This is a genomic window from Streptomyces sp. NPDC029152, assembly GCF_055564355.1.
Map to the genome: position 1 here is coordinate 411,325 of NZ_JBVHWR010000003.1, position 20,177 is coordinate 431,501.

The 20,177-nt window shown below is 69.2% G+C and carries 18 protein-coding genes; 9 read left to right on the forward strand and 9 right to left on the reverse strand.

Going from position 1 to position 20,177, the window contains the following annotated elements; genetic code table 11:
- Nucleotides 1-43: 43 nt before the first annotated feature.
- The 3 genes from ACZ4V6_RS08540 to ACZ4V6_RS08550 all read right to left on the reverse strand — a co-directional run bounded on the left by ACZ4V6_RS08540 (nt 44) and on the right by ACZ4V6_RS08550 (nt 3,188).
- Nucleotides 44-1,306: an MFS transporter gene (locus ACZ4V6_RS08540; protein ID WP_467823970.1), complete on the reverse strand. Its 1,263-nt coding sequence runs from the start codon at nt 1,304-1,306 to the stop codon at nt 44-46.
- A gap of 77 nt (nt 1,307-1,383) precedes the next feature.
- Nucleotides 1,384-2,466 carry an inositol-3-phosphate synthase gene (locus ACZ4V6_RS08545; RefSeq protein WP_467823973.1) on the reverse strand — a complete coding sequence of 361 codons (1,083 nt, stop codon included), beginning with the start codon at nt 2,464-2,466 and terminating at the stop codon, nt 1,384-1,386.
- A 44-nt stretch (nt 2,467-2,510) separates the two neighbouring features.
- Nucleotides 2,511-3,188, reverse strand: a complete 678-nt coding sequence (locus tag ACZ4V6_RS08550; RefSeq protein ID WP_467823976.1) for a PadR family transcriptional regulator — start codon at nt 3,186-3,188, stop codon at nt 2,511-2,513.
- Nucleotides 3,189-3,540: 352 nt separating this feature from the next.
- Between ACZ4V6_RS08550 and ACZ4V6_RS08555 the strand changes: the two genes are divergently transcribed.
- The gene (locus tag ACZ4V6_RS08555; RefSeq protein WP_467823979.1) at nt 3,541-6,243 is read left to right on the forward strand and encodes a transglycosylase domain-containing protein; all 2,703 of its coding nucleotides are present in this window, start codon (nt 3,541-3,543) and stop codon (nt 6,241-6,243) included.
- Between the two features lie 121 nt (nt 6,244-6,364).
- Complete coding sequence (locus ACZ4V6_RS08560; RefSeq protein WP_467823981.1) at nt 6,365-7,873, forward strand: glycosyltransferase family 87 protein; 1,509 nt, start codon at nt 6,365-6,367, stop codon at nt 7,871-7,873.
- A 125-nt stretch (nt 7,874-7,998) separates the two neighbouring features.
- On the opposite strand, the gene ACZ4V6_RS08565 is transcribed toward ACZ4V6_RS08560, so the two are convergent.
- From ACZ4V6_RS08565 to ACZ4V6_RS08575, 3 genes are all read right to left on the reverse strand, one after another.
- Nucleotides 7,999-9,030, reverse strand: coding sequence for an alanine racemase (locus ACZ4V6_RS08565; RefSeq protein ID WP_077798162.1), 1,032 nt, complete (start codon nt 9,028-9,030; stop codon nt 7,999-8,001).
- A gap of 104 nt (nt 9,031-9,134) precedes the next feature.
- On the reverse strand, nt 9,135-10,256 hold the full coding sequence (gene femX, locus ACZ4V6_RS08570) for a peptidoglycan bridge formation glycyltransferase FemX (RefSeq protein ID WP_467823984.1): 1,122 nt from the start codon (nt 10,254-10,256) through the stop codon (nt 9,135-9,137).
- A 137-nt stretch (nt 10,257-10,393) separates the two neighbouring features.
- Complete coding sequence (locus ACZ4V6_RS08575; RefSeq protein ID WP_467823986.1) at nt 10,394-10,723, reverse strand: hypothetical protein; 330 nt, start codon at nt 10,721-10,723, stop codon at nt 10,394-10,396.
- A 273-nt stretch (nt 10,724-10,996) separates the two neighbouring features.
- Here ACZ4V6_RS08575 and rpsF point away from each other — a divergent pair, with 273 nt between their 5' ends.
- The 4 genes from rpsF (at nt 10,997) to rplI (ending at nt 12,691) form a co-directional block, all read left to right on the forward strand.
- Nucleotides 10,997-11,287 carry a 30S ribosomal protein S6 gene (rpsF, locus tag ACZ4V6_RS08580; RefSeq protein ID WP_077798159.1) on the forward strand — a complete coding sequence of 97 codons (291 nt, stop codon included), beginning with the start codon at nt 10,997-10,999 and terminating at the stop codon, nt 11,285-11,287.
- A gap of 78 nt (nt 11,288-11,365) precedes the next feature.
- Entirely contained in the window at nt 11,366-11,947 is a 582-nt protein-coding gene (locus ACZ4V6_RS08585) for a single-stranded DNA-binding protein (protein ID WP_467823989.1), read from the forward strand.
- 42 nt (nt 11,948-11,989) lie between these two features.
- Entirely contained in the window at nt 11,990-12,226 is a 237-nt protein-coding gene (rpsR, locus tag ACZ4V6_RS08590; protein WP_003949403.1) for a 30S ribosomal protein S18, read from the forward strand.
- Between the two features lie 18 nt (nt 12,227-12,244).
- Complete coding sequence (gene rplI, locus ACZ4V6_RS08595; RefSeq protein ID WP_077798157.1) at nt 12,245-12,691, forward strand: 50S ribosomal protein L9; 447 nt, start codon at nt 12,245-12,247, stop codon at nt 12,689-12,691.
- A gap of 140 nt (nt 12,692-12,831) precedes the next feature.
- Here rplI and ACZ4V6_RS08600 read toward each other — a convergent pair whose 3' ends face one another.
- Entirely contained in the window at nt 12,832-14,169 is a 1,338-nt protein-coding gene (locus ACZ4V6_RS08600; protein WP_467823993.1) for an MATE family efflux transporter, read from the reverse strand.
- 459 nt (nt 14,170-14,628) lie between these two features.
- Here ACZ4V6_RS08600 and dnaB point away from each other — a divergent pair, with 459 nt between their 5' ends.
- Nucleotides 14,629-16,110 carry a replicative DNA helicase gene (dnaB, locus tag ACZ4V6_RS08605; protein WP_467823995.1) on the forward strand — a complete coding sequence of 494 codons (1,482 nt, stop codon included), beginning with the start codon at nt 14,629-14,631 and terminating at the stop codon, nt 16,108-16,110.
- Nucleotides 16,111-16,145: 35 nt separating this feature from the next.
- Here dnaB and ACZ4V6_RS08610 read toward each other — a convergent pair whose 3' ends face one another.
- Complete coding sequence (locus tag ACZ4V6_RS08610; protein ID WP_467823998.1) at nt 16,146-17,255, reverse strand: FAD-dependent oxidoreductase; 1,110 nt, start codon at nt 17,253-17,255, stop codon at nt 16,146-16,148.
- 71 nt (nt 17,256-17,326) lie between these two features.
- Between ACZ4V6_RS08610 and ACZ4V6_RS08615 the strand changes: the two genes are divergently transcribed.
- Entirely contained in the window at nt 17,327-18,007 is a 681-nt protein-coding gene (locus ACZ4V6_RS08615) for a TetR/AcrR family transcriptional regulator (protein ID WP_467824348.1), read from the forward strand.
- Between the two features lie 125 nt (nt 18,008-18,132).
- Nucleotides 18,133-19,518, forward strand: coding sequence for a serine hydrolase domain-containing protein (locus ACZ4V6_RS08620; RefSeq protein ID WP_467824000.1), 1,386 nt, complete (start codon nt 18,133-18,135; stop codon nt 19,516-19,518).
- A gap of 67 nt (nt 19,519-19,585) precedes the next feature.
- On the opposite strand, the gene ACZ4V6_RS08625 is transcribed toward ACZ4V6_RS08620, so the two are convergent.
- Nucleotides 19,586-20,038: a GNAT family N-acetyltransferase gene (locus ACZ4V6_RS08625; RefSeq protein WP_467824003.1), complete on the reverse strand. Its 453-nt coding sequence runs from the start codon at nt 20,036-20,038 to the stop codon at nt 19,586-19,588.
- Between the last annotated feature and the right edge of the window lie 139 nt (nt 20,039-20,177).

Below are 20,177 nucleotides of genomic sequence, written 5' to 3' on the forward strand. Positions count from 1 at the left end.
CATCTCTGTAGCCCGATGAGGCTCTGTGGCACTGATGTGACACTTACTGGCTGCCAAAACGGGCCATAGTGACTGCAACTGCTCCGTAGGCGGTGGCGACGGTGAGGACCAGTGGCACCGACCGGCCGTCCGGCGGCAGCATCAGCGCGGCCACCGCTGCGGCGGCGACGAAGGCCACGTTGAAGAGCACGTCGTAAACGGAGAAGATCCGGCCACGGAAGGCGTCGTCGACCGACGACTGCACGATCGTGTCGGTCGCGATCTTCGAACTCTGCGTCGTCACCCCCAGGACGAACGCCGCGGCGAGCAGGGGCACGGCGGCGAACGGCAGTCCGAGGGCAGGGACCAGCACCGCGGCGGCGCCCGCGCACAGAGCCATCCAGCGGCCGGGACCGAAGCGCCCGGCCGCCCAGGGTGTGATCACCGCCGCGGCGAAGAAGCCGGCGCCGGAGACACCCAGGGCCAGCCCCAGCAGCGCGAGCCCCTTGTCCGCGTCCGACGTCAGGGCGTACCGGCACAGCATCAGCAGGAGGACGAGCAGGGCGCCGTAGCAGAAGCGCATCAGCGTCATGGCGGCGAGCGACCAGGCGGCGCTCCGGCGGTCCGGCGCGAGGAGATGGCGTACTCCGGCCACCAGTTCCCGGGCCGTGTCCGCGAGCGACGACGCCAGACGCGGCCGGGCCGGTGCGCGGTCGGGCCCCAGCGACTCCACCGCCATGCGCAGCGACACCAGTGCGCCGCACAGGTACAGGACCGCCCCGAGCAGCACCACGGCGGCGTCGGAGTCCGCGACCACGAGGCGCACGGCGAAGGCCAGACCGCCACCGGCCGTCGCCGCCAGGGTGCCCGCCGTCGGCGAGACGGAGTTCGCGATCACCAGGCGCTCCGCGTCGACCACGCGCGGCAGCGCGGCGGACAGTCCCGCGAGGACGAAGCGGTTGACGGCGGTGACGCACAGGGCGGAGACGTAGAAGAGCCAGTCCGGGACGGAGGCGACCATCAGCACCGCGGTCACCGAGGCGAGCAGGGCGCGCAGCAGATTGCCGTACAGGAAGACCTGGCGGCGGCGCCAGCGGTCCAGCAGGACGCCGGCGAAGGGGCCCACCAGCGAGTACGGGAGCAACAGGACCGCCATCGCGGAGGCGATCGCGGCGGCCGAGGCCTGCTTCTCCGGCGAGAAGACCACGTAGGTGGCGAGTGCGATCTGGTAGACGCCGTCGGCTCCCTGGGAGAGCAGACGTACGGCGAGCAGGCGCCGGAACCCCTTCAGACGCAGCAGGACGCGCAGGTCACGGACGACGGCCATGGGGCACAGCCTCACATACGCGAAGGTCCCCGGATCATGCGACCCAGGGACCTTCAGCGGACTTCAGTCGGGCGTGCTCAGCGCTCGACCTCGCCCTTGATGAACTTCTCGACGTTCTCGCGGGCCTCGTCGTCGAAGTACTGGACCGGCGGGGACTTCATGAAGTAGCTCGACGCCGACAGGATCGGGCCGCCGATGCCGCGGTCCTTGGCGATCTTCGCGGCGCGCAGGGCGTCGATGATGACACCGGCCGAGTTCGGGGAGTCCCAGACCTCGAGCTTGTACTCCAGGTTCAGCGGGACGTCGCCGAACGCACGGCCCTCGAGGCGGACGTAGGCCCACTTGCGGTCGTCCAGCCAGGCCACGTAGTCGGACGGGCCGATGTGGACGTTCTTCTCGCCGAGGTCCCGGTCGGGGATCTGGGAGGTGACGGCCTGCGTCTTGGAGATCTTCTTGGACTCGAGGCGGTCGCGCTCGAGCATGTTCTTGAAGTCCATGTTGCCGCCGACGTTCAGCTGCATCGTGCGGTCCAGGATGACACCCCGGTCCTCGAACAGCTTCGCCATGACACGGTGCGTGATGGTGGCGCCGACCTGCGACTTGATGTCGTCACCGACGATCGGGACACCGGCTTCGGTGAACTTGTCCGCCCACTCCTTGGTACCGGCGATGAAGACCGGGAGGGCGTTGACGAAGGCGACCTTGGCGTCGATGGCGCACTGGGCGTAGTACTTCGCCGCGTCCTCGGAGCCGACGGGCAGGTAGCAGACGAGGACGTCGACCTGCTTGTCCTTGAGGACCTGGACGACGTCGACCGGGGCCTCGGCGGACTCCTCGATGGTCTCGCGGTAGTACTTGCCGAGTCCGTCGAGGGTGTGGCCGCGCTGGACCTGGACGCCGCTGTTCGGCACGTCGCAGATCTTGATGGTGTTGTTCTCGGAGGCGCCGATGGCGTCCGCGAGGTCGAGGCCGACCTTCTTGGCGTCCACGTCGAAGGCGGCGACGAACTCGATGTCACGGACGTGGTAGTCGCCGAACTGGACGTGCATCAGGCCCGGGACCTTGGCCGCCGGATCGGCGTCCTTGTAGTACTCGACGCCCTGCACCAGCGATGCGGCGCAGTTGCCCACACCGACGATGGCTACGCGAACCGAACCCATTCCGGTTGCTCCCTGTGTGTACGAGTGAGGCCCTGACTGGGCGCTCACGTGGCGGTGTCGCCGGGCGTATCCGGCCGGGGCTCGTCCCCGGACCGGGGCAGGCCGCCCGTCGTTCCAGATGTCGTGTCCTGTCGAGCGGTCCCCTCGGCGGCGGAACCCCGCAGGTCCCGCCCCGCCCGCTCGCTCTCGATGAGCTCGTTCAGCCAGCGCACTTCGCGCTCCACGGACTCCATTCCGTGGCGCTGGAGCTCAAGCGTGTAGTCGTCGAGGCGTTCCCGGGTGCGGGCCAGGGAGGCCCGCATCTTCTCCAGGCGCTCCTCCAGCCGGCTGCGTCGGCCCTCGAGCACGCGCATGCGCACGTCACGCGACGTCTGCCCGAAGAACGCGAAGCGAGCGGCGAAGGTCTCGTCCTCGTACGCGTCGGGTCCGGTCTGTGAGAGGAGCTGCTCGAAGTGGTCCTTACCGTCGGCCGTCAACCGGTAGACGATCTTGGCGCGACGCCCGGTGAGGGAGGCGGCGGCCTCGCCGACGTTCCCCGGCTCCTCGATCAACCAGCCGTTGGCGACCAGCGTCTTGAGGCAGGGATACAGCGTCCCGTAGCTGAACGCACGGAACACACCGAGTGACGTGTTGAGCCGCTTGCGCAGCTCGTAGCCGTGCATCGGGGATTCGCGGAGCAGGCCGAGTACGGCGAACTCGAGGATGCCGGAACGTCGGCTCATCGTCGCCTCCTCTCGTCCTTATGCCGCGCTGATGTATCGGCTCGATACATCAAGACGATAGAACGACCTTCCTCGTGCGACAAGGGGCGCACTGGTGAACGGGATCACATCGACGATTCCTCGTGAGCAAGTTGCCTGATTTGAGGTGAACTTCGGGACTCGGGGGTTTCGGCGGTGCGTAGTCTGTGCGCCATGCAGACTGCCGGGAACCGAGTGACGCGTGGGAGCGTCCTCGTCCCCGGTGCCGTACGGGTGAATGCGGTAGGGGCCGCATCCGTACTTCGGGGGGACCGGAAACCAGCCGCCTTTTCCAGGCGCGCAAAGGTGCGCCTGCCCGAGGAGTAGTCGTTCGATGAGCGAGCACCGTCGCAAACCGCCGCAGCCGCAGGGAGGCGGACGTGCCGCGGCCCGACGCGGTCAGTCCGGCTCGTCCTCCGGCCGCCGTGCGGCACCGCGAGGCGCCACAGGGTCTCCGTCCGGCTCGTACGGTCCGGAGGACGAGGAACGCCCCCACGGGGGCCGTGCCGAGGCCCGGCGCGCGGCACAACGGAGTGGAGGCGGTCGCCGCAGGACGGCCGAGCCGGCCCGCGGCGGCCGGCGGGCAGGTGGCGCCGCGAGCGGTCCCGGGCGGGACCGGGCGGTGGCCTCCGGCAAGAAGCGGCTGATCGACTACCCGCGGCGTGACCGGGACGGATGGCAGCGCTGGATGCCCTCCTGGAAGCTCGTCTCGGGCCTTTGCATCGCTTTCTTCGGCGGCCTGGTGGCCGCCGCCGGCATCGCGTACGCCATGGTCGGCATCCCCGACCTCGCCAAGACGGCGACCGCCCAGAACAACGTGTACTACTGGTCCGACGGCGAGGTGATGGTCGCCACGGGTGGCGAGCGCAACCGTCAGGTGATCAAGCTTCCCCAGATCCCCAAGGCGATGCAGAACGCCGTCATCTCCCAGGAGAACAAGACGTTCTACTCCGACAGCGGCATCGACCCCAAGGGCATCGCCCGCGCCGTGTTCAACATGGCCCGGGGCGGCGAGACGCAGGGCGGCTCGACCATCACCCAGCAGTACGTCAAGAACGCGATGCTGGAGGACCAGTCCCAGACGATCTCCCGCAAGGTCAAGGAGATCCTCGTCTCGGTCAAGGTGGGTGCCGAGGTCGACAAGGACGTGATCCTCGAGGGTTACCTGAACTCCGCGTACTACGGCCGCGGGGCCTACGGCATCCAGGCGGCGGCGCGGGCGTACTTCAACAAGGACGCCGAGAACCTCAACCCGGGCGAGTGCGCCCTCCTCTCGGCCGTCCTCAAGGGCGCCACCTACTACGACCCCGCGGGTGCCACGTCGATCGACCCGGCCGCCACCCCGGCGGAGAACAAGAGGCGTGCGCTCCGGCAGATGCAGGACACGCTCGACAAGATGGTCGAGTACAAGCACCTGGACCAGGCGGAGCGGGCCAAGTACACCGAGCTCCCCACGGTGCAGAACCCGCGGTCGAACACCCAGCTGGGCGGCCAGATCGGCTACCTCGTCGATCTCGCCAAGGCGTCCCTGATCAAGGACGGCATCGCGACACAGGACCAGCTGGACCAAGGGGGGTACGAGATCCACACGACCTTCGACAAGAAGAAGGTCCAGGAGCTCGAAACCGCGGTCACGAAGGTCTACAAGGCGAACATCAAGCCCGAGGAACGTCCCAAGACCGACACCCACGTCCAGTTCGGCGGGGCTTCCGTGAACCCTGGGACGGGAGCCATCGAAGCCATCTACGGCGGCGCCGACGCGACCAAGCACTTCACCAATAACGCCGACGTGACCGGGGCCCAGGTCGGTTCGACGTTCAAGCCGTTCGTGCTCGCGGCGGCGATGAAGTGGGGCGTGCGCGATCCCGACGGCCCCGAGGACCAGCCGCAGGACGCGCGCACCGTGGTCTCCCCGAAGAGCCTCTACAGCGGCCAGAACGACCTCAAGATCAAGAACTACGACGGGTCGATCTGGACGAACGAGGAGGGCGAGCAGTGGCGGCAGGAGAACGACGGCAAGGACTCGGTCGGCGATCCGCCGGACTACAAGATCGACCTGCGTGAGGCCATGCGGGAGTCGGTGAACTCCGCCTATGTGCAGCTCGGCATGGACGTCGGTCTGGACAAGGTGAAGGAGGCCGCGGTCGACGCCGGCCTCCTGGAGAACAGCCTGGCGGGCACCAACTACCCGTCGTTCTCCATCGGCGTCTCGGATCCCAGCGCGATCCGCATGGCGAGCTCCTACGCCACCTTCGCGGCCAGCGGCAAGCAGCGTGACCCCTTCTCCGTCACGAAGGTGGTGCGCGAGGGCGAGACGATCCACACGCACAAGAACCAGGAACCCGACCAGGCGTTCACCGCGAAGGTCGCGGACAACGTCACGGACGTCCTGAAGACCGTCGTCGAGGAGGGCACGGGTTCCAACGCCCAGCTGCCGGGCCGCGAGGTGGCGGGCAAGACCGGTACCACGGACGGAAACAAGTCCGCCTGGTTCGTCGGGTACACCCCGCAGCTGTCGACCGCGATCAGCATGTTCCGCTACCCGGACGACGAGTCCATCAAGAACCGTACGTTCCTGGAGATGTACGGCACGGGCAACCAGGACAAGATCCACGGTGCGTCGTTCCCGTCGGAGATCTGGCACGACTACATGGAGCAGGCCCTGAAGGGCGAGCCGGCGAAGAAGTTCCCGACCCCGGAACCTATCGGAGAGGTCCTCAACGACACCCCGCCGCCGAGCCCGACGCCCACGCCTTCCCGGACGGAGGAGTCGAGCCCGTCGCCGAGCCCGTCGCCCAGCCAGACCTCGACCAGTCCGTCGCCCACCCCGACCGAGACCTGCGGTGTGTTCGACTGGGAATGCAAGAACGGGGACAACAACGGCAACGAGAGCGGCGGCAATGACACCGCCGGCGGTGGCGGCAGTCCGTCGCCCTCGCCCTCGGACAGTGCGACGGAGGGCGACAGCGAGGGCCCCGGCAACGGCAACGGCAACGGCAACGGACCAGGGGGCACCATCTTGGGTTCGAGCGGGTAGGCACCCACATGCCCGGAGTGCGTGTTTCACGTGAAACACCCGCTTGTTTCACGTGAAACAGGGGCCGCCGCACCCGTCAGGGCGCGGCGGCCCCGTCGTATTCCCAGACGCGTACGGCAGGATGTGCCCCATGCCCAGTGCAGAATCGACGCCAGCGCGCGTGCACGAACCGGAGCGGGTACCGCCGACCAGGGAGGACGCGGTCGCGGCGGCAGGCAGCGAGCTGATCGGCGGCCCCCTCGGCCACCGTGCCCTGCTCGGGACCTCCTGGTGGACCCCGGTGCGGGTGATCACGCTCGTGGCGATCGGCGTGTTCGCACTCGGCCTGGTCCAGAAGGCCCCCTGTTACAACGGGGCGTGGTTCTTCGGCGCCAGCTCCCAGTACACGCACGCCTGCTACTCGGACATCCCGCATCTCTACCAGGGCCGTGGGTTCGTCGACGGGCTCGTGCCCTACTTCGACAAGCTTCCCGGCGACATGGAGTACCTCGAGTATCCGGTGCTGACGGGTGTGTTCATGGAGGTGGCGTCCTGGCTCACCCCGGGAAGCGGCACGATCCAGGACCAGGAGCAGTGGTACTGGATGGTCAACGCCGGGATGCTCATGGTGTGCGCGGTCGTCATCGCCGTCTGCGTCACCCGCGTGCACCCCCGACGCCCCTGGGACGGCCTGCTGGTCGCGCTGGCGCCGGCCTTCGCGCTGACCGCGACCGTCAACTGGGACCTGTTGGCGGTCGCCCTGACGGCCGCGGCGATCCTGATGTGGTCACGGGGGCGTGCGCTCGCCTTCGGTGTGCTGCTGGGGCTGGCCACGGCCGCCAAGCTCTACCCCTTCCTCATCCTCGGCCCGCTGCTCGTGCTGTGCTGGCGTGCGGGCAAATGGCGGGAGTTCGGCAAGGCCCTGGGAGGCGCGGCCGGCGCCTGGCTCGTGGTGAACCTGCCGGTGATGCTCTTCGCCTTCGACGGCTGGTCGAAGTTCTACACGTTCAGCCAGGAACGCGGCGTCGACTTCGGGTCCTTCTGGCTGATCATCGTCCAGAACTCCGACGCCCCGCCCAGCACCGAGACCGTCAACACGCTCGCGATGCTCCTGCTGCTGCTGTGCTGCGGTGCCATCGCGGCGCTCGTGCTGACCGCCCCGCGACGTCCGCGATTCGTCCAGCTCGCCTTCCTCGTCGTCGCGGCGTTCATCCTCACCAACAAGGTCTACTCGCCGCAGTACGTCCTCTGGCTGGTGCCGCTGGCCGCGCTGGCCCGGCCGAAATGGCGGGACTTCCTGATCTGGCAAGTGTGCGAGGTGGCCTACTTCCTGGGCATCTGGATGTACCTCGCCTACACCACCAGCGGAGACGCCCACAAGGGCCTGCCGACGGACGGCTATCACTGGGTCATCGGCGTCCACCTGCTGGGCACGCTGTACCTGTGCGGCATGGTCGTCCGCGACATCCTCATGCCGGACCGTGACCCGGTCCGGCGGACCGGCGACGACGACCCTTCGGGCGGTGTGCTCGACGGCGCCGAAGACGTCTTCGTCCTCGGTCCCGCCGCTCGTCCCGCGCACCACACGGCCCGCGTCGAAGGACCCCGGGTGGAATGGGGCGCCGGTCGGCAGCCCGGCGGTTCGCTCTGAGCGAAACGGCACCGGTGGGCGCAGCGCCGACAGCCCTCCGGACGCCGGACCGCGGAAAGGGCCGTACACGGTTTCCCGTGTACGGCCCTTTCGCCGGTCCCGGGCTCTCGCCGCGGGCTCGGACCTCAGCGGTCGACGATGCGGTCGAACTGCGTGGTGGTGTGCCGAAGATGTGCCACCAGTTCGTCACCGACCTTCGGCTCCGGGGCGTCGGAGGGCACGAACAGGATCGACACCTGCATGTGCGGAGGTTCCGCGAACCAGCGCTGCTTGCCGCCCCAGACGAACGGCGACAGGTTCCGGTTGACCGTGGCCAGACCCGCCCGGGCGACGCCCTTGGCGCGCGGCATGACACCGTGCAGCGCCTTCGGCGCCTCCAGACCCACGCCGTGGGACGTACCGCCCGCCACGACCACCAGGAAACCGTCGGAGGCCGCCTTCTGCTGCCGGTAGCCGAAGCGCTCCCCCTTGGCCACACGGGTGACGTCCAGCACGGCGCCGCGGTACTCGGTGGCCTCGTGGTCCCCCAGCCACAGCCGCGTCCCGATGCGCGCGCGGAACCGGGTCTGCGGGAACTGCTGCTGGAGACGGGCGAGTTCGTCGGCCTTGAGGTGACTGACGAACATCGTGTGCAGCGGCAGTCGGGCCGCACGCAGCCGGTCCATCCACCCGATGACCTCCTCGACGGCGTCCGAGCCGTCGGCGCGGTCCAGCGGCAGGTGGATGGCGAAGCCTTCCAGCCGGACGTTCTCTATGGCGGCGTGCAGCTGTGGCAGGTCCTGCTCGCCGATGCCGTGCCGCTTCATCGAGGACATCACCTCGATGACCACCCGCGCGCCCACCAGGCCGTACACGCCGTCGATGGAGGACACGGAACGTACGACGCGGTCGGGCAGCGGCACCGGTTCCTCGCCGCGCCGGTACGGCGTCAGCACCAGCAGGTCTCCGCCGAAGAAGTCCTTGATCCGGGCGGCCTCGTAGGTCGTGCCCACGGCGAGGATGTCGGAACCCAGGCGCGTGGCCTCCTCCGCCAGCCGCTCGTGTCCGAAGCCGTAGCCGTTGCCCTTGCAGACCGGGACCAGCCCGGGGAACTGCTCCTGCACGTGCTTGTGGTGCGCCCGCCAGCGCGCGGTGTCGACGTAGAGCGTGAGCGCCATGGCCGGACCTGGAACCTTTCTCGTGGCTGCGGTGTGTCAGTGGTGAGGAAAATCGTCGGAGCCGGGGAAGCCTCCCCCGACGCTACTGGAGCGGGGGGCGTGGGTCAGCGGCGCGACATGTAGATGTCGAGCGCCTTGTGCAGCAGTTTGTTCAGTGGGAAGTCCCACTCCCCGAGGTACTCGGCCGCCTGCCCGCCCGTGCCGACCTTGAACTGGATCAGGCCGAAGAGGTGGTCGTTCTCGTCCAGGGAGTCGGAGATGCCGCGCAGGTCGTAGACGGTGGCCCCGAGAGCGTAGGCGTCGCGCAGCATCGCCCACTGCATCGCGTTCGAGGGCCGAACCTCGCGGCCGATGTTGTCGGAGGCGCCGTAGGAGTACCAGACGTGCCCGCCGACGACCAGCATCGTCGCCGCCGACAGGTTCACCCCGTTGTGCCGGGCGAAGTACAGGCGCATACGGTTGGGGTCCTCGTTGTTGAGGGCCGCCCACATGCGCTGGAAGTACGACAGCGGCCGCGGCCGGAAGCGGTCGCGCACGGCGGTGATCTCGTACAGGCGCTGCCACTCCTCGAGGTCGTGGTAGCCGCCCTGGACGACCTCGACGCCGGCCTTCTCGGCCTTCTTGATGTTGCGGCGCCACAGCTGGTTGAAGTTCTTGTGGACCTCTTCCAGGGACCGGTTGGCCAGCGGCACCTGGAAGACGTAGCGGGGCTGTACGTCACCGAAGCCGGCACCGCCGTCCTCGCCCTGCTGCCAGCCCATGCGACGCAGCTTGTCGGCCACCTCGAAGGCGCGCGGCTCGATGTGGTCGGCCTCTATGTCGCGCAGCCGCTTGACGTCGGGGTCCTGGATGCCCTTCTTGATCGATGCGGCGTCCCAGCGCCGGATGATCACCGGCGGGCCCATCTTCACCGAGAAGGCGCCCTGCTGCTTCAGGTGCGCCAGCATGGGCTCGATCCAGTCCTGGAGATTCGGCGCGAACCAGTTGATGACCGGACCCTCGGGGAGGTAGGCGAGGTAACGCTTGATCTTGGGCAGCTGCCGGTACAGCACGAGGCCCACACCGACCAGGTGACCGGTCCGGTCGTCGAACCACCCGAGGTTCTCCGAGCGCCATTCGGCCTTGACGTCCGCCCATGCCGGCACCTGCATGTGACTCGCCGCCGGCAGGCTCTGGATGAATGCCAGATGCTGCTCGCGGCTGATGGACCTCAGGGTCAGGCTCATTCGGGGCGCTCCTCGGGCTGGTGTGTCCCCATGGGTTCAGGGGCTCCGGCTCTCGCGCGAAGCCTACTGCGCCCTGTGAGCGCCCCGTCCGGCGTACGGGGGACCGCGCCGCCCCGAGGGCCGGCGCGGTCCGCGGGTCAGCCGCCGACGAAACCGCCGAAGGTGCCGAACAGCCCGCCGTGGGCCATGCCGAAGTAGAGGCCGATCGCGGAGGCTCCGATACCCAGCACCAGGCCGAAGCGCTGTCGCGTCGTCTCGGAGATGAACTGGCCGTATCCACCGAGCAGGACACCGGCCAGCCCGGCCCAGGACGTCAGGAGGTGAAGTCCTGGGAAGCCCGCGGTCACGAGGGAGAGCACTCCGAGCACCAGGGTCGCGGCCATCAGCGTGTCCTGGAGCGGGTGCGGTTTGCCGTCGGTGGCCAGCAGGCCGGTCCTGGGTTTGGCGGGTCGCATGATCTGTGCCATGGAGAACCTCCAGCCGAAGGCAGTCTGTCTTCGCCCTGCACGTCCGTTGTGTACAGATTGCGTCCCCTCGCGGACGGATTTCAACCGCAAGCCGACGGCCGGGTACTCTGTACCTTCTGCACTGGTGTCTGCTGTCGGCCCGGCCGGGTCCCTCCTCGGAGGCCCGATTGTCAGTGGGTCCTGCTTTACTCGCTGATGCCGGTGCACAACGCATCGCAACCCTCCTGCCACGGAACGACCGTGGCCGCTGAGTCCAAAGGAGGTGGGTTCCACATGCGTCACTACGAGGTGATGGTCATCCTCGACCCCGATCTCGAGGAGCGCGCTGTCTCCCCGCTGATCGAGAACTTCCTCTCTGTCGTCCGTGACGGCGGCGGAAAGGTCGAGAAGGTCGACACCTGGGGCCGTCGTCGTCTCTCGTACGAGATCAAGAAGAAGCCCGAGGGCATCTACTCGGTCATCGACCTGCAGGCCGAGCCTGCGGTCGTCAAGGAGCTCGACCGCCAGATGAACCTGAACGAGTCGGTCCTCCGGACCAAGGTCCTCCGTCCCGAGATGCACTGAGCGCTCCCGCTCAGCTGAATCCCGGGATTCGAGTAGCAGCACAAGCAGCCAGCAGCAAACCCGCCGAGAGGTTCCCCCATGGCAGGCGAGACCGTCATCACGGTCGTCGGCAATCTTGTCGACGACCCCGAGCTGCGCTTCACCCCGTCCGGTGCGGCCGTCGCGAAGTTCCGTGTCGCGTCGACCCCCCGCACCTTCGACCGCCAGACGAACGAGTGGAAGGACGGCGAGAGCCTCTTCCTGACCTGCTCGGTCTGGCGTCAGGCGGCGGAGAACGTCGCCGAGTCGCTCCAGCGAGGCATGCGCGTCATCGTGCAGGGCCGGCTGAAGCAGCGGTCCTACGAGGACCGTGAGGGCGTCAAGCGCACGGTCTACGAGCTGGACGTCGACGAGGTCGGTGCCAGCCTGCGCAGCGCCACGGCCAAGGTCACCAAGACCTCGGGCCAGGGCCGCGGCGGCCAGGGCGGTTACGGCGGCGGTGGCGGCCAGGGCGGCGGCGGCTGGGGCGGCGGCCCCGGCGGCGGCCAGCAGGGCGGCGGCGCTCCCGCCGACGACCCGTGGGCCACGGGCGCTCCCGCCGGTGGAAACCAGGGCGGCGGCGGTGGCTGGGGCGGTGGCTCCGGCAGCGGCGGCGGCTACTCGGACGAGCCCCCCTTCTAGGCGGGCTCCACCCACACTTCTTGATCACACAGGAGAAACATCATGGCTAAGCCGCCTGTGCGCAAGCCGAAGAAGAAGGTCTGCGCATTCTGCAAGGACAAGGTCACGTACGTGGACTACAAGGACACGAACATGCTGCGGAAGTTCATTTCCGACCGCGGCAAGATCCGTGCCCGCCGCGTGACCGGCAACTGCACGCAGCACCAGCGTGACGTCGCCACGGCCGTCAAGAACAGCCGTGAGATGGCGCTGCTGCCCTACACGTCCACCGCGCGATAAGGGAAGGGTGACCGACTCATGAAGATCATCCTCACCCACGAGGTCTCCGGCCTCGGCGCTGCGGGCGACGTCGTCGACGTCAAGGACGGCTACGCTCGCAACTACCTGATCCCGCGGAAGTTCGCTATCCGCTGGACCAAGGGTGGCGAGAAGGACGTCGAGCAGATCCGTCGTGCTCGCAAGATCCACGAGATCCAGACCATCGAGCAGGCCAACCAGGTGAAGGCCCAGCTCGAGGGTGTGAAGGTCCGTCTGGCCGTCCGCTCCGGCGACGCCGGTCGTCTCTTCGGTTCCGTCACCCCGGCCGACGTCGCCTCGGCGATCAAGGCTGCCGGTGGCCCCGAGGTCGACAAGCGCCGCATCGAGCTGGGCTCGCCGATCAAGACCCTGGGCGCCCACGAGACGTCCGTGCGTCTGCACCCCGAGGTTGCCGCCACGGTCAACATCGAGGTTGTTTCCGCCTGAGCCTGGCTCTCGCCGAAGCGATGAGATGGGGCCGCACTCCCCGGTCGGGGGTGCGGCCCCGTTGTCATGACGGGCGAAGCATCGGGCTGGTCGAGGCCGGCCGGTGTTCCACGTGAAACAGCGCGTTCCGCCTGGAACGGTCAGCGTGTCGCGCCGGTGACGATCCAGCGGCCCGAGCGCGTACGCCACCACAGCGTCAGCATGCGCATCGTCATCATCAACGTCATGGCCCCCCACAGTGCGGTGAGCCCACCGCCGAGCGTCGGGACGAGAAGCGCGGCGGGAGTGAAGACCGCCAGGGTGAGCAGCATCGCCCAGGCGAGGTACGGGCCGTCTCCCGCGCCCATCAGAACGCCGTCCAGGACGAAGACCACGCCGCAGATCGGCTGGGAGAGGGCCACGATCACCAGAGCGGGCAGTGCGGTGTCCTTGACGGAGGAGTCACCGGTGAACAGGGGCAGGAACACCGGCCGGGTCAGCACCACGAGCAGGCCCAGGAGCACTCCGACCGCGATGCCCCACTCGACCATCCTGCGACAGGCGTCCCGGGCGCCCCGAGTGTCACCGGCCCCCAGGTAGCGCCCGATGATGGCCTGTCCGGCGATGGCGATCGCGTCGAGGGCGAAGGCGAGCAGGCTCCACAAGGACAGGATGATCTGGTGGGCCGCGATGTCGGCGTCCCCGAGGCGAGCCGCCACGGCCGTGGCGATCATGAGGATCGCCCGCAGGGAGAGGGTGCGTACGAGCAGCGGCACCCCGGCCTGTGCGGAGGCCCTGATACCGGCGGCGTCCGGGCGCAGGGACGCGCCGTGTCTGCGCGCCCCGCGGACGACTACCCCGAGGTACACCGCGGCCATGCCGAGCTGGGCGACGACGGTTCCCCAGGCGGAGCCCGCGATGCCGAGGCCGGCGCCGTAGACGAGTCCGACATTGAGCATGCCGTTGGCGACGAATCCCGCGACGGCCACGTAGAGCGGGGTCCGGGTGTCCTGCAGGCCCCGCAGGACACCCGTCGAGGCGAGCACGACGAGCATGGCCGGGATGCCGAGCGAGGAGATCCGCAGATAGGTGACGGCGTACGGGGCGGCGGTGTCGGAGGCGCCGAAGAGGTCCACCAGTGACGGGGCCGTGGGCAGGACGACGGCTATGACGGCGGCGCCGAGCAGCAGTGCCAGCCAGATGCCGTCCATGCCCTGCCGGATGGCGGACTGCAGATCGCCTGCCCCGACGCGCCGGGCGACGGCCGCCGTGGTGGCGTAGGCGAGGAAGACGAAGACGCTGACGGCTGTGGTCAGCAGGGCCGAGGCGATGCCGAGTCCGGCGAGTTGTGCCGTACCGAGGTGGCCGACGATGGCGCTGTCGGCCATGACGAAGAGGGGCTCGGCGACGAGCGCGCCGAAGGCGGGGACGGCCAGCGCGACGATCTCTCGGTCGTGCCGGCGCCGGACGGCGCGGGGGCGCGCGGGGGCCTGTGTCATGAGCACCAATCTAATCGTCCACAGGTAAGGGATGCAATGCGTCTGAAACCCTTACTCGCCCTCGCGTCCGGTGTGCTCTTGTGTACGGTTCGAAGTGATCTTGATCCGATGGGGAAAGTTTTTCTTCTGCACAGCCCGTGGATGGTGAAACCGCAGGTCACGTGGGTGCTCATGGCTGTGGAGAGGGCTTGTTCACAGGGCTGTCCACCGGGTCGTGCACAGCTTTCGAGGAGTTGTCCACAGCATCTGGCCAGTCGTCCACATGGCCTGTGGATAACCAGATTGGCTGTCGGTGCCCGCGGGCCTACGGTGGTCCGGCGCCTGCTCCGCCCGACGGCCTGTGGACCACCACGAACCCGACGCGTCAGAACCGGAGTCGGGCGTCTTATTTGTCAGTGCCGTGGCGTAGGAATGTGGAGCACGGCGAGGTCCGCGCGGCGGACGGGAGGAGGTGGCTCGGTGAGCATTTCCGAGCCCTTGGACGACCCGTGGGCCGACAGCGGCCCCAGCGATCGTCTGCCCGCTTCCCGCCGTCACGGCGGCAGCGTCAAAAGCCGCGACGACCAGCACGAGCGCGGCCGGGACAGCGGCGCGTGGGACGGCGCCGGACCGTCCGCGTTCGAGCGGGTACCGCCGCAGGACCTGGAGGCCGAGCAGTCCGTTCTCGGCGGCATGCTGCTGTCCAAGGACGCCATCGCGGATGTCGTCGAGATCCTCAAGGGCCACGACTTCTACAAGCCGGCCCACGAGACGATCTACCAGGCGATCCTCGACATCTACGCCAAGGGTGAGCCGGCCGACCCCATCACGATCGCCGCCGAGCTCACCAAGCGCGGTGAGATCAACAAGGTCGGCGGTGCCTCGTACCTGCACACGCTCGTCCAGACCGTGCCCACGGCCGCGAACGCCGCCTACTACGCGGAGATCGTGCACGAGCGTGCCGTCCTGCGCCGCCTGGTGGAGGCCGGCACCCGGATCACGCAGATGGGATACGCGGCCGACGACGACGTGGACGAGATCGTCAACCGTGCCCAGGCCGAGATCTACGCCGTCACCGAGCAGCGCACCAGCGAGGACTACCTGCCGCTCGGCGACATCATGGAGGGCGCGCTCGACGAGATCGAGGCGATCGGGTCGCGCAGCGGCGAGATGACCGGCGTGCCCACCGGGTTCACCGACTTCGACTCGCTCACCAACGGCCTGCACCCGGGCCAGATGATCGTCATCGCCGCGCGTCCCGCCATGGGAAAGTCGACGCTCGCGCTGGACTTCGCGCGGGCAGCCTCGATCAAGAACAATCTGCCGAGCGTCATCTTCTCGCTCGAAATGGGACGCAACGAGATCGCGATGCGTCTGCTGTCCGCCGAGGCCCGCGTCGCGCTGCACCACATGCGGTCGGGCACGATGACGGACGACGACTGGACGCGTCTGGCCCGCCGGATGCCGGACGTCTCGGCCGCGCCGCTCTACATCGACGACTCCCCGAACCTGTCGATGATGGAGATCCGCGCCAAGTGCCGTCGGCTCAAGCAGCGCAACGATCTCAAGCTGGTGGTCATCGACTACCTCCAGCTGATGCAGTCCGGCGGGTCCAAGCGTGCCGAGAGCCGCCAGCAGGAGGTCTCGGACATGTCCCGCAACCTCAAGCTCCTGGCCAAGGAGCTGGAGATCCCCGTCATCGCGCTCTCCCAGCTGAACCGTGGTCCCGAGCAGCGCACCGACAAGAAGCCGATGGTGTCCGACCTGCGTGAGTCCGGCTCCATCGAGCAGGACGCCGACATGGTGATCCTGCTGCACCGTGAGGACGCCTACGAGAAGGAGTCGCCGCGCGCGGGCGAGGCCGACCTGATCGTGGCCAAGCACCGAAACGGCCCGACGGCGACCATCACGGTCGCCTTCCAGGGCCACTACTCGCGGTTCGTGGACATGGCGCAGACCTGACCTTCCGGTCCGGGAGGGCGGGCTCGGCGCCGCGTTCAGCCGGACTGGAAGAAGGCGAGCATCCTCTGGGCGGCGTCCGGCGATGTCAGCAGCTCCTGCATGTCCGCGGACATCCGGGCGGCGGCGCTGGTGCGTTCGAACATCTCACGTTCGTATGCGCCGACGGCGGCGGGGAAGTCGCCCGGGTGCGCGGCGAGCGCGAGGCCGAGCAGTGCGCCGTCGAGCAGTGCCGCGTTGGCGCCCTGTCCCACCGGCGGCATCAGGTGCGCGGCGTCGCCGAGCAGGGTGACGTCCGGCGTCGAAGGCCAGGTCAGGCCGACCGGGAGAGCGGTGATCGACCGCGGCACGATCGTGTCGTCGCAGGCGTCGATCAGTGCGGTGAACCGTGGGTGCCAGCCGGGGAGCAGGTCGATCAGCCGCTTCCGGGCGGCGGCGGGGTCGTCGAACGGGATCCCGCTGGTGGCGAACCAGTCCTCGGCGGTGTTGTAGAAGCTGATGCCGATGCGTACGCGGCCGTCGCCGTTGCGCTGCGCCGCCAGGGATGTGCCGTTGCCGAGCACCCAGTAGTTGCCGCGCCCGAGCATCGCCGCGAGGTCGGGGCGGGTGCGGTCGACGTCGGGAATGCCGAGCTCGACGACGTTCTGGCCGATGTGCGCCGGGCGGGCGTCGGTGAGCAGCGCGCGGACCCGGGAGTTCGCGCCGTCGGCGCCGACCAGCAGGCCGTACGCCGCACTGCTGCCGTCGGCGAAGCGCAGCACGCCGTCGGCCGCGGACATGAACGCGTGCCCCCAGCGCACCGCGTCGTCGGGGAGGGAATCCAGCAGCAGGTCGCGCAGATCGGCGCGGTCGACCTCGGGCCGGTCGAGCGGGGCGTCGTCGGGCGTGTCCTCCTGGAACAGCAGGGTGCCGTCCGGCTCGAGAAGACGCATGTCCTGGCCCTCACCACGGGCGATCGCGAAGAACCGGTCGATCAGGCCGGCTTCGCGCAGCGCCCGCTGTCCGGTGTGGATATCGAGCATGCCGCCCTGCCCGCGCGAGGCGCGTGACGGTTCCCGCTCGTACACGACCGCGTCGATGCCGTTCACGTACAGCACGCGGGCGAGGGCCAGGCCGCCGAGGCCCGCTCCGACGATGGCGATGCTCATGATGGCTCCCCCTTCGATACACCGTACAGGCTGATACAGCGTATCGAACGATGCTGTGTAGGGTGAGCGGCATGTTGGTGTGGGAGAGGCCGGAGCCGCCGAATCGCCCCGTGCCGGCCCCGTTGAGCCGGGAGCGGATCGTGCGGGCGGCGATCCGGCTCGCCGACGCGGACGGCCTGGACGCGGTGTCGCTGCGCAAGGTCGCCGCCGCGCTGGGTGTCGGGCCGATGCGGCTCTACAGCTACATCACCGGCAAGCAGGAGCTGCTCGACCTGATGGTCGACGCCGTCCACGCCGAGATCCGGCCGGTCGGCGACGGCTGGCGTGAGGTGCTCCGGTCGCTTGCCGAAGCCACGCGGCACGCCGTTCACGAGCACGAATGGCTCGCCGACCTCCTGGGCGGCCGGCCTCAGCTCGGGCCGCACGCGCTGGCCGGTGGGGAGACCGTGGTGGCCGCACTGGACGGCGTCGACGTGGACGTCGTCATGCCGGTGGTCGCCGCGGTCAACGCGTACGTGATCGGCGCGGTGCGCCGGGAGATCGCCGAGCGACGTGCGGAGCGGACCACCGGGATGGACGAGAAGCGCTGGCAGGCCTCACTCGGGCCCTATCTGGAGCGGACCTTCGCCACCGGCCGGTTCCCCGCGCTGGCCACCGTGGTGCGCGACGCCGCCCACCTGGACGCCGACCGCACCTTCCGGACGGGCCTCGACTTCCTGCTCGACGGCATCGAGGCCCGCATCGCCGGGTGACGCGGGCCCGAAGCCGGACCGGTATCGCCCGTCGGCCGGGACCGGCACGTCGCGCGATGCGTGACCCTGCGGCCGGTCAGGGAAAACAGTTCGACGCGCGGTGTACGGACCGATGGACTGAGGGCATGACGACACCTCAGGAAGAGCTGCTTCCCGCCACCCGTCGGGCGCTGCTGCACAGGATCGCCGTCGCCCAGACCGAGGGGCGCACGCCGTCGCTCGTCGCCGCGGTGGTGCGGGACGGACGGACCGTGTGGCACGGGGCGCGGACGTCGGTGGACGGGCACGGACCGGACGAGAACGTGCAGTACCGGATCGGCTCGATCACCAAGACCTTCACCGCCGTTCTCGTCCTGCGGCTGCGCGACGAGGGCATGCTCGACCTCGGGGACCGGCTGGAGAAGCACCTGCCGGGCACGGGAGCGGGGGAGGCCACGATCGCCGGACTCCTCGCCCACACCGGGGGGCTGGCCGCCGAGTCTCCCGGGCCGTGGTGGGAACGGACTCCCGGCTCGCTGCGACCCGAACTGGCCGACGTGCTGGGTGAACGGCCCCTTGTGCATCCGGTGGGCCGTCGGCACCACTACTCGAACCCCGGCTACGCCCTGCTCGGCGCGCTGGTCGAGCGACTGCGTGACGCGCCGTGGGAGGACGTGCTGCGGCGGGAGGTGCTGGAGCCGCTGGGCCTGGACCGTACGACCACGCGTCCGCGGGCGCCCCATGCCGGAGGCTGGGCGGTGCACCCGTGGGCCGACGTGATGCTGGCGGAGCCTGTCGAGGACCTCGGGCGGATGGCCCCGGCCGGGCAGCTCTGGTCCACCACCGCAGACCTGGCACGGTTCGCCGCCTTCCTGCTGAAGGGCGACGACAAGGTGCTGAGCGCCGAGACGGTGCGGGAGATGCGGACACCCGCGGCGCCGGCCGAGGCCACGGATGTGGCCGACGGTGTGACGTACGGGCTGGGCCTGCAGATCCAGTACCGGGACGGACGGCTGCTCGTGGGCCACTCCGGCTCCCTGCCGGGGTTTCTGGCCAACCTCACCATCGGCGTCGAGGACGACGTGGCGGCGGTCGTCCTGACCAACTGCACCTCAGGGCCGCTGACGGCCGGGGTGGGCGCCGACCTCGTACGGATCGTCGCCGAGGCCGAGCCCCGGATCCCGGAGCCGTGGCGGCCGCTGCCGGACGTCGACGCCGCCGTGCTGGAGCTGACCGGGCAGTGGTACTGGGGGACCCATGCCTTCGCGCTGCGACTGACACCCGGGGGAGGGGTCTCGCTGGAGCCGCTGTCGGGCCAGGGACGCCGCTCGCGGTTCCGGGCGAACGGCGACGGCACCTGGACGGGGCTGGAGGGTTACTACGCCGGTGAACTGCTGCGGGCCGTGCGGCGCCCGGACGGGACCGTGAGCCATCTGGACCTCGGGTCGTTCGTCTTCACACGCCGGCCCTACGACGAAGGGGCCTTTGTGCCGGGAGGGGTGGACCCGGAGGGGTGGCGCGGCATCGGCTAGGCGTCGCCGACGGCCGGGGCGTGCGCTGTTTCACGTGAAACAGCGCACGGATCCCGGGTGCGCTCCGTCAGAGCTCGAGCTTGAAGCCCGTGTGGGAGGCGGAGAAACCGAGGCGTTCGTAGAAGCGGTGGGCGTCCACGCGGGTCTTGTCGGAGGTGAGTTGGACCAGGCGGCATCCCTGCCGGCGCGACTCGGCGACGGCCCACTCGATGAGCCGGGTGCCCAGACCGCCGCCCCGCTCGTCGGCGTGGATGCGCACGCCTTCGATGATCGATCGTGTCGCACCGCGCCGGGAGAGGCCGGGGACGACGGTCAGCTGGAGCGTGCCGACGACGCGGCCCTCGCGGACGGCGACGACCAGGTGCTGGTGAGGGTCGGCGCTGAGCCGTGCGAAGGCGGCGAAGTAGGGACTCAGGTCATCCGGTGACTCGCGCTGGGCGCCCAGCGGGTCGTCGGCGAGCATCGCGACGACCGCGGGGATGTCGTCCTCGGCGATGCGCCGTATTTCAAGATCTTCCATGACCGCACCCTATGCAGACAGAAGCGGGGGGGGGAAGGGCCGCGCCGCCTCTTTTGTTCGGGTACCGACAACCTTGGCGTTTCCCCCACCCTGAACAGAGGGGAAAAGGGGGGGGGTTTGGGCAACCCCTCGGAGGGAC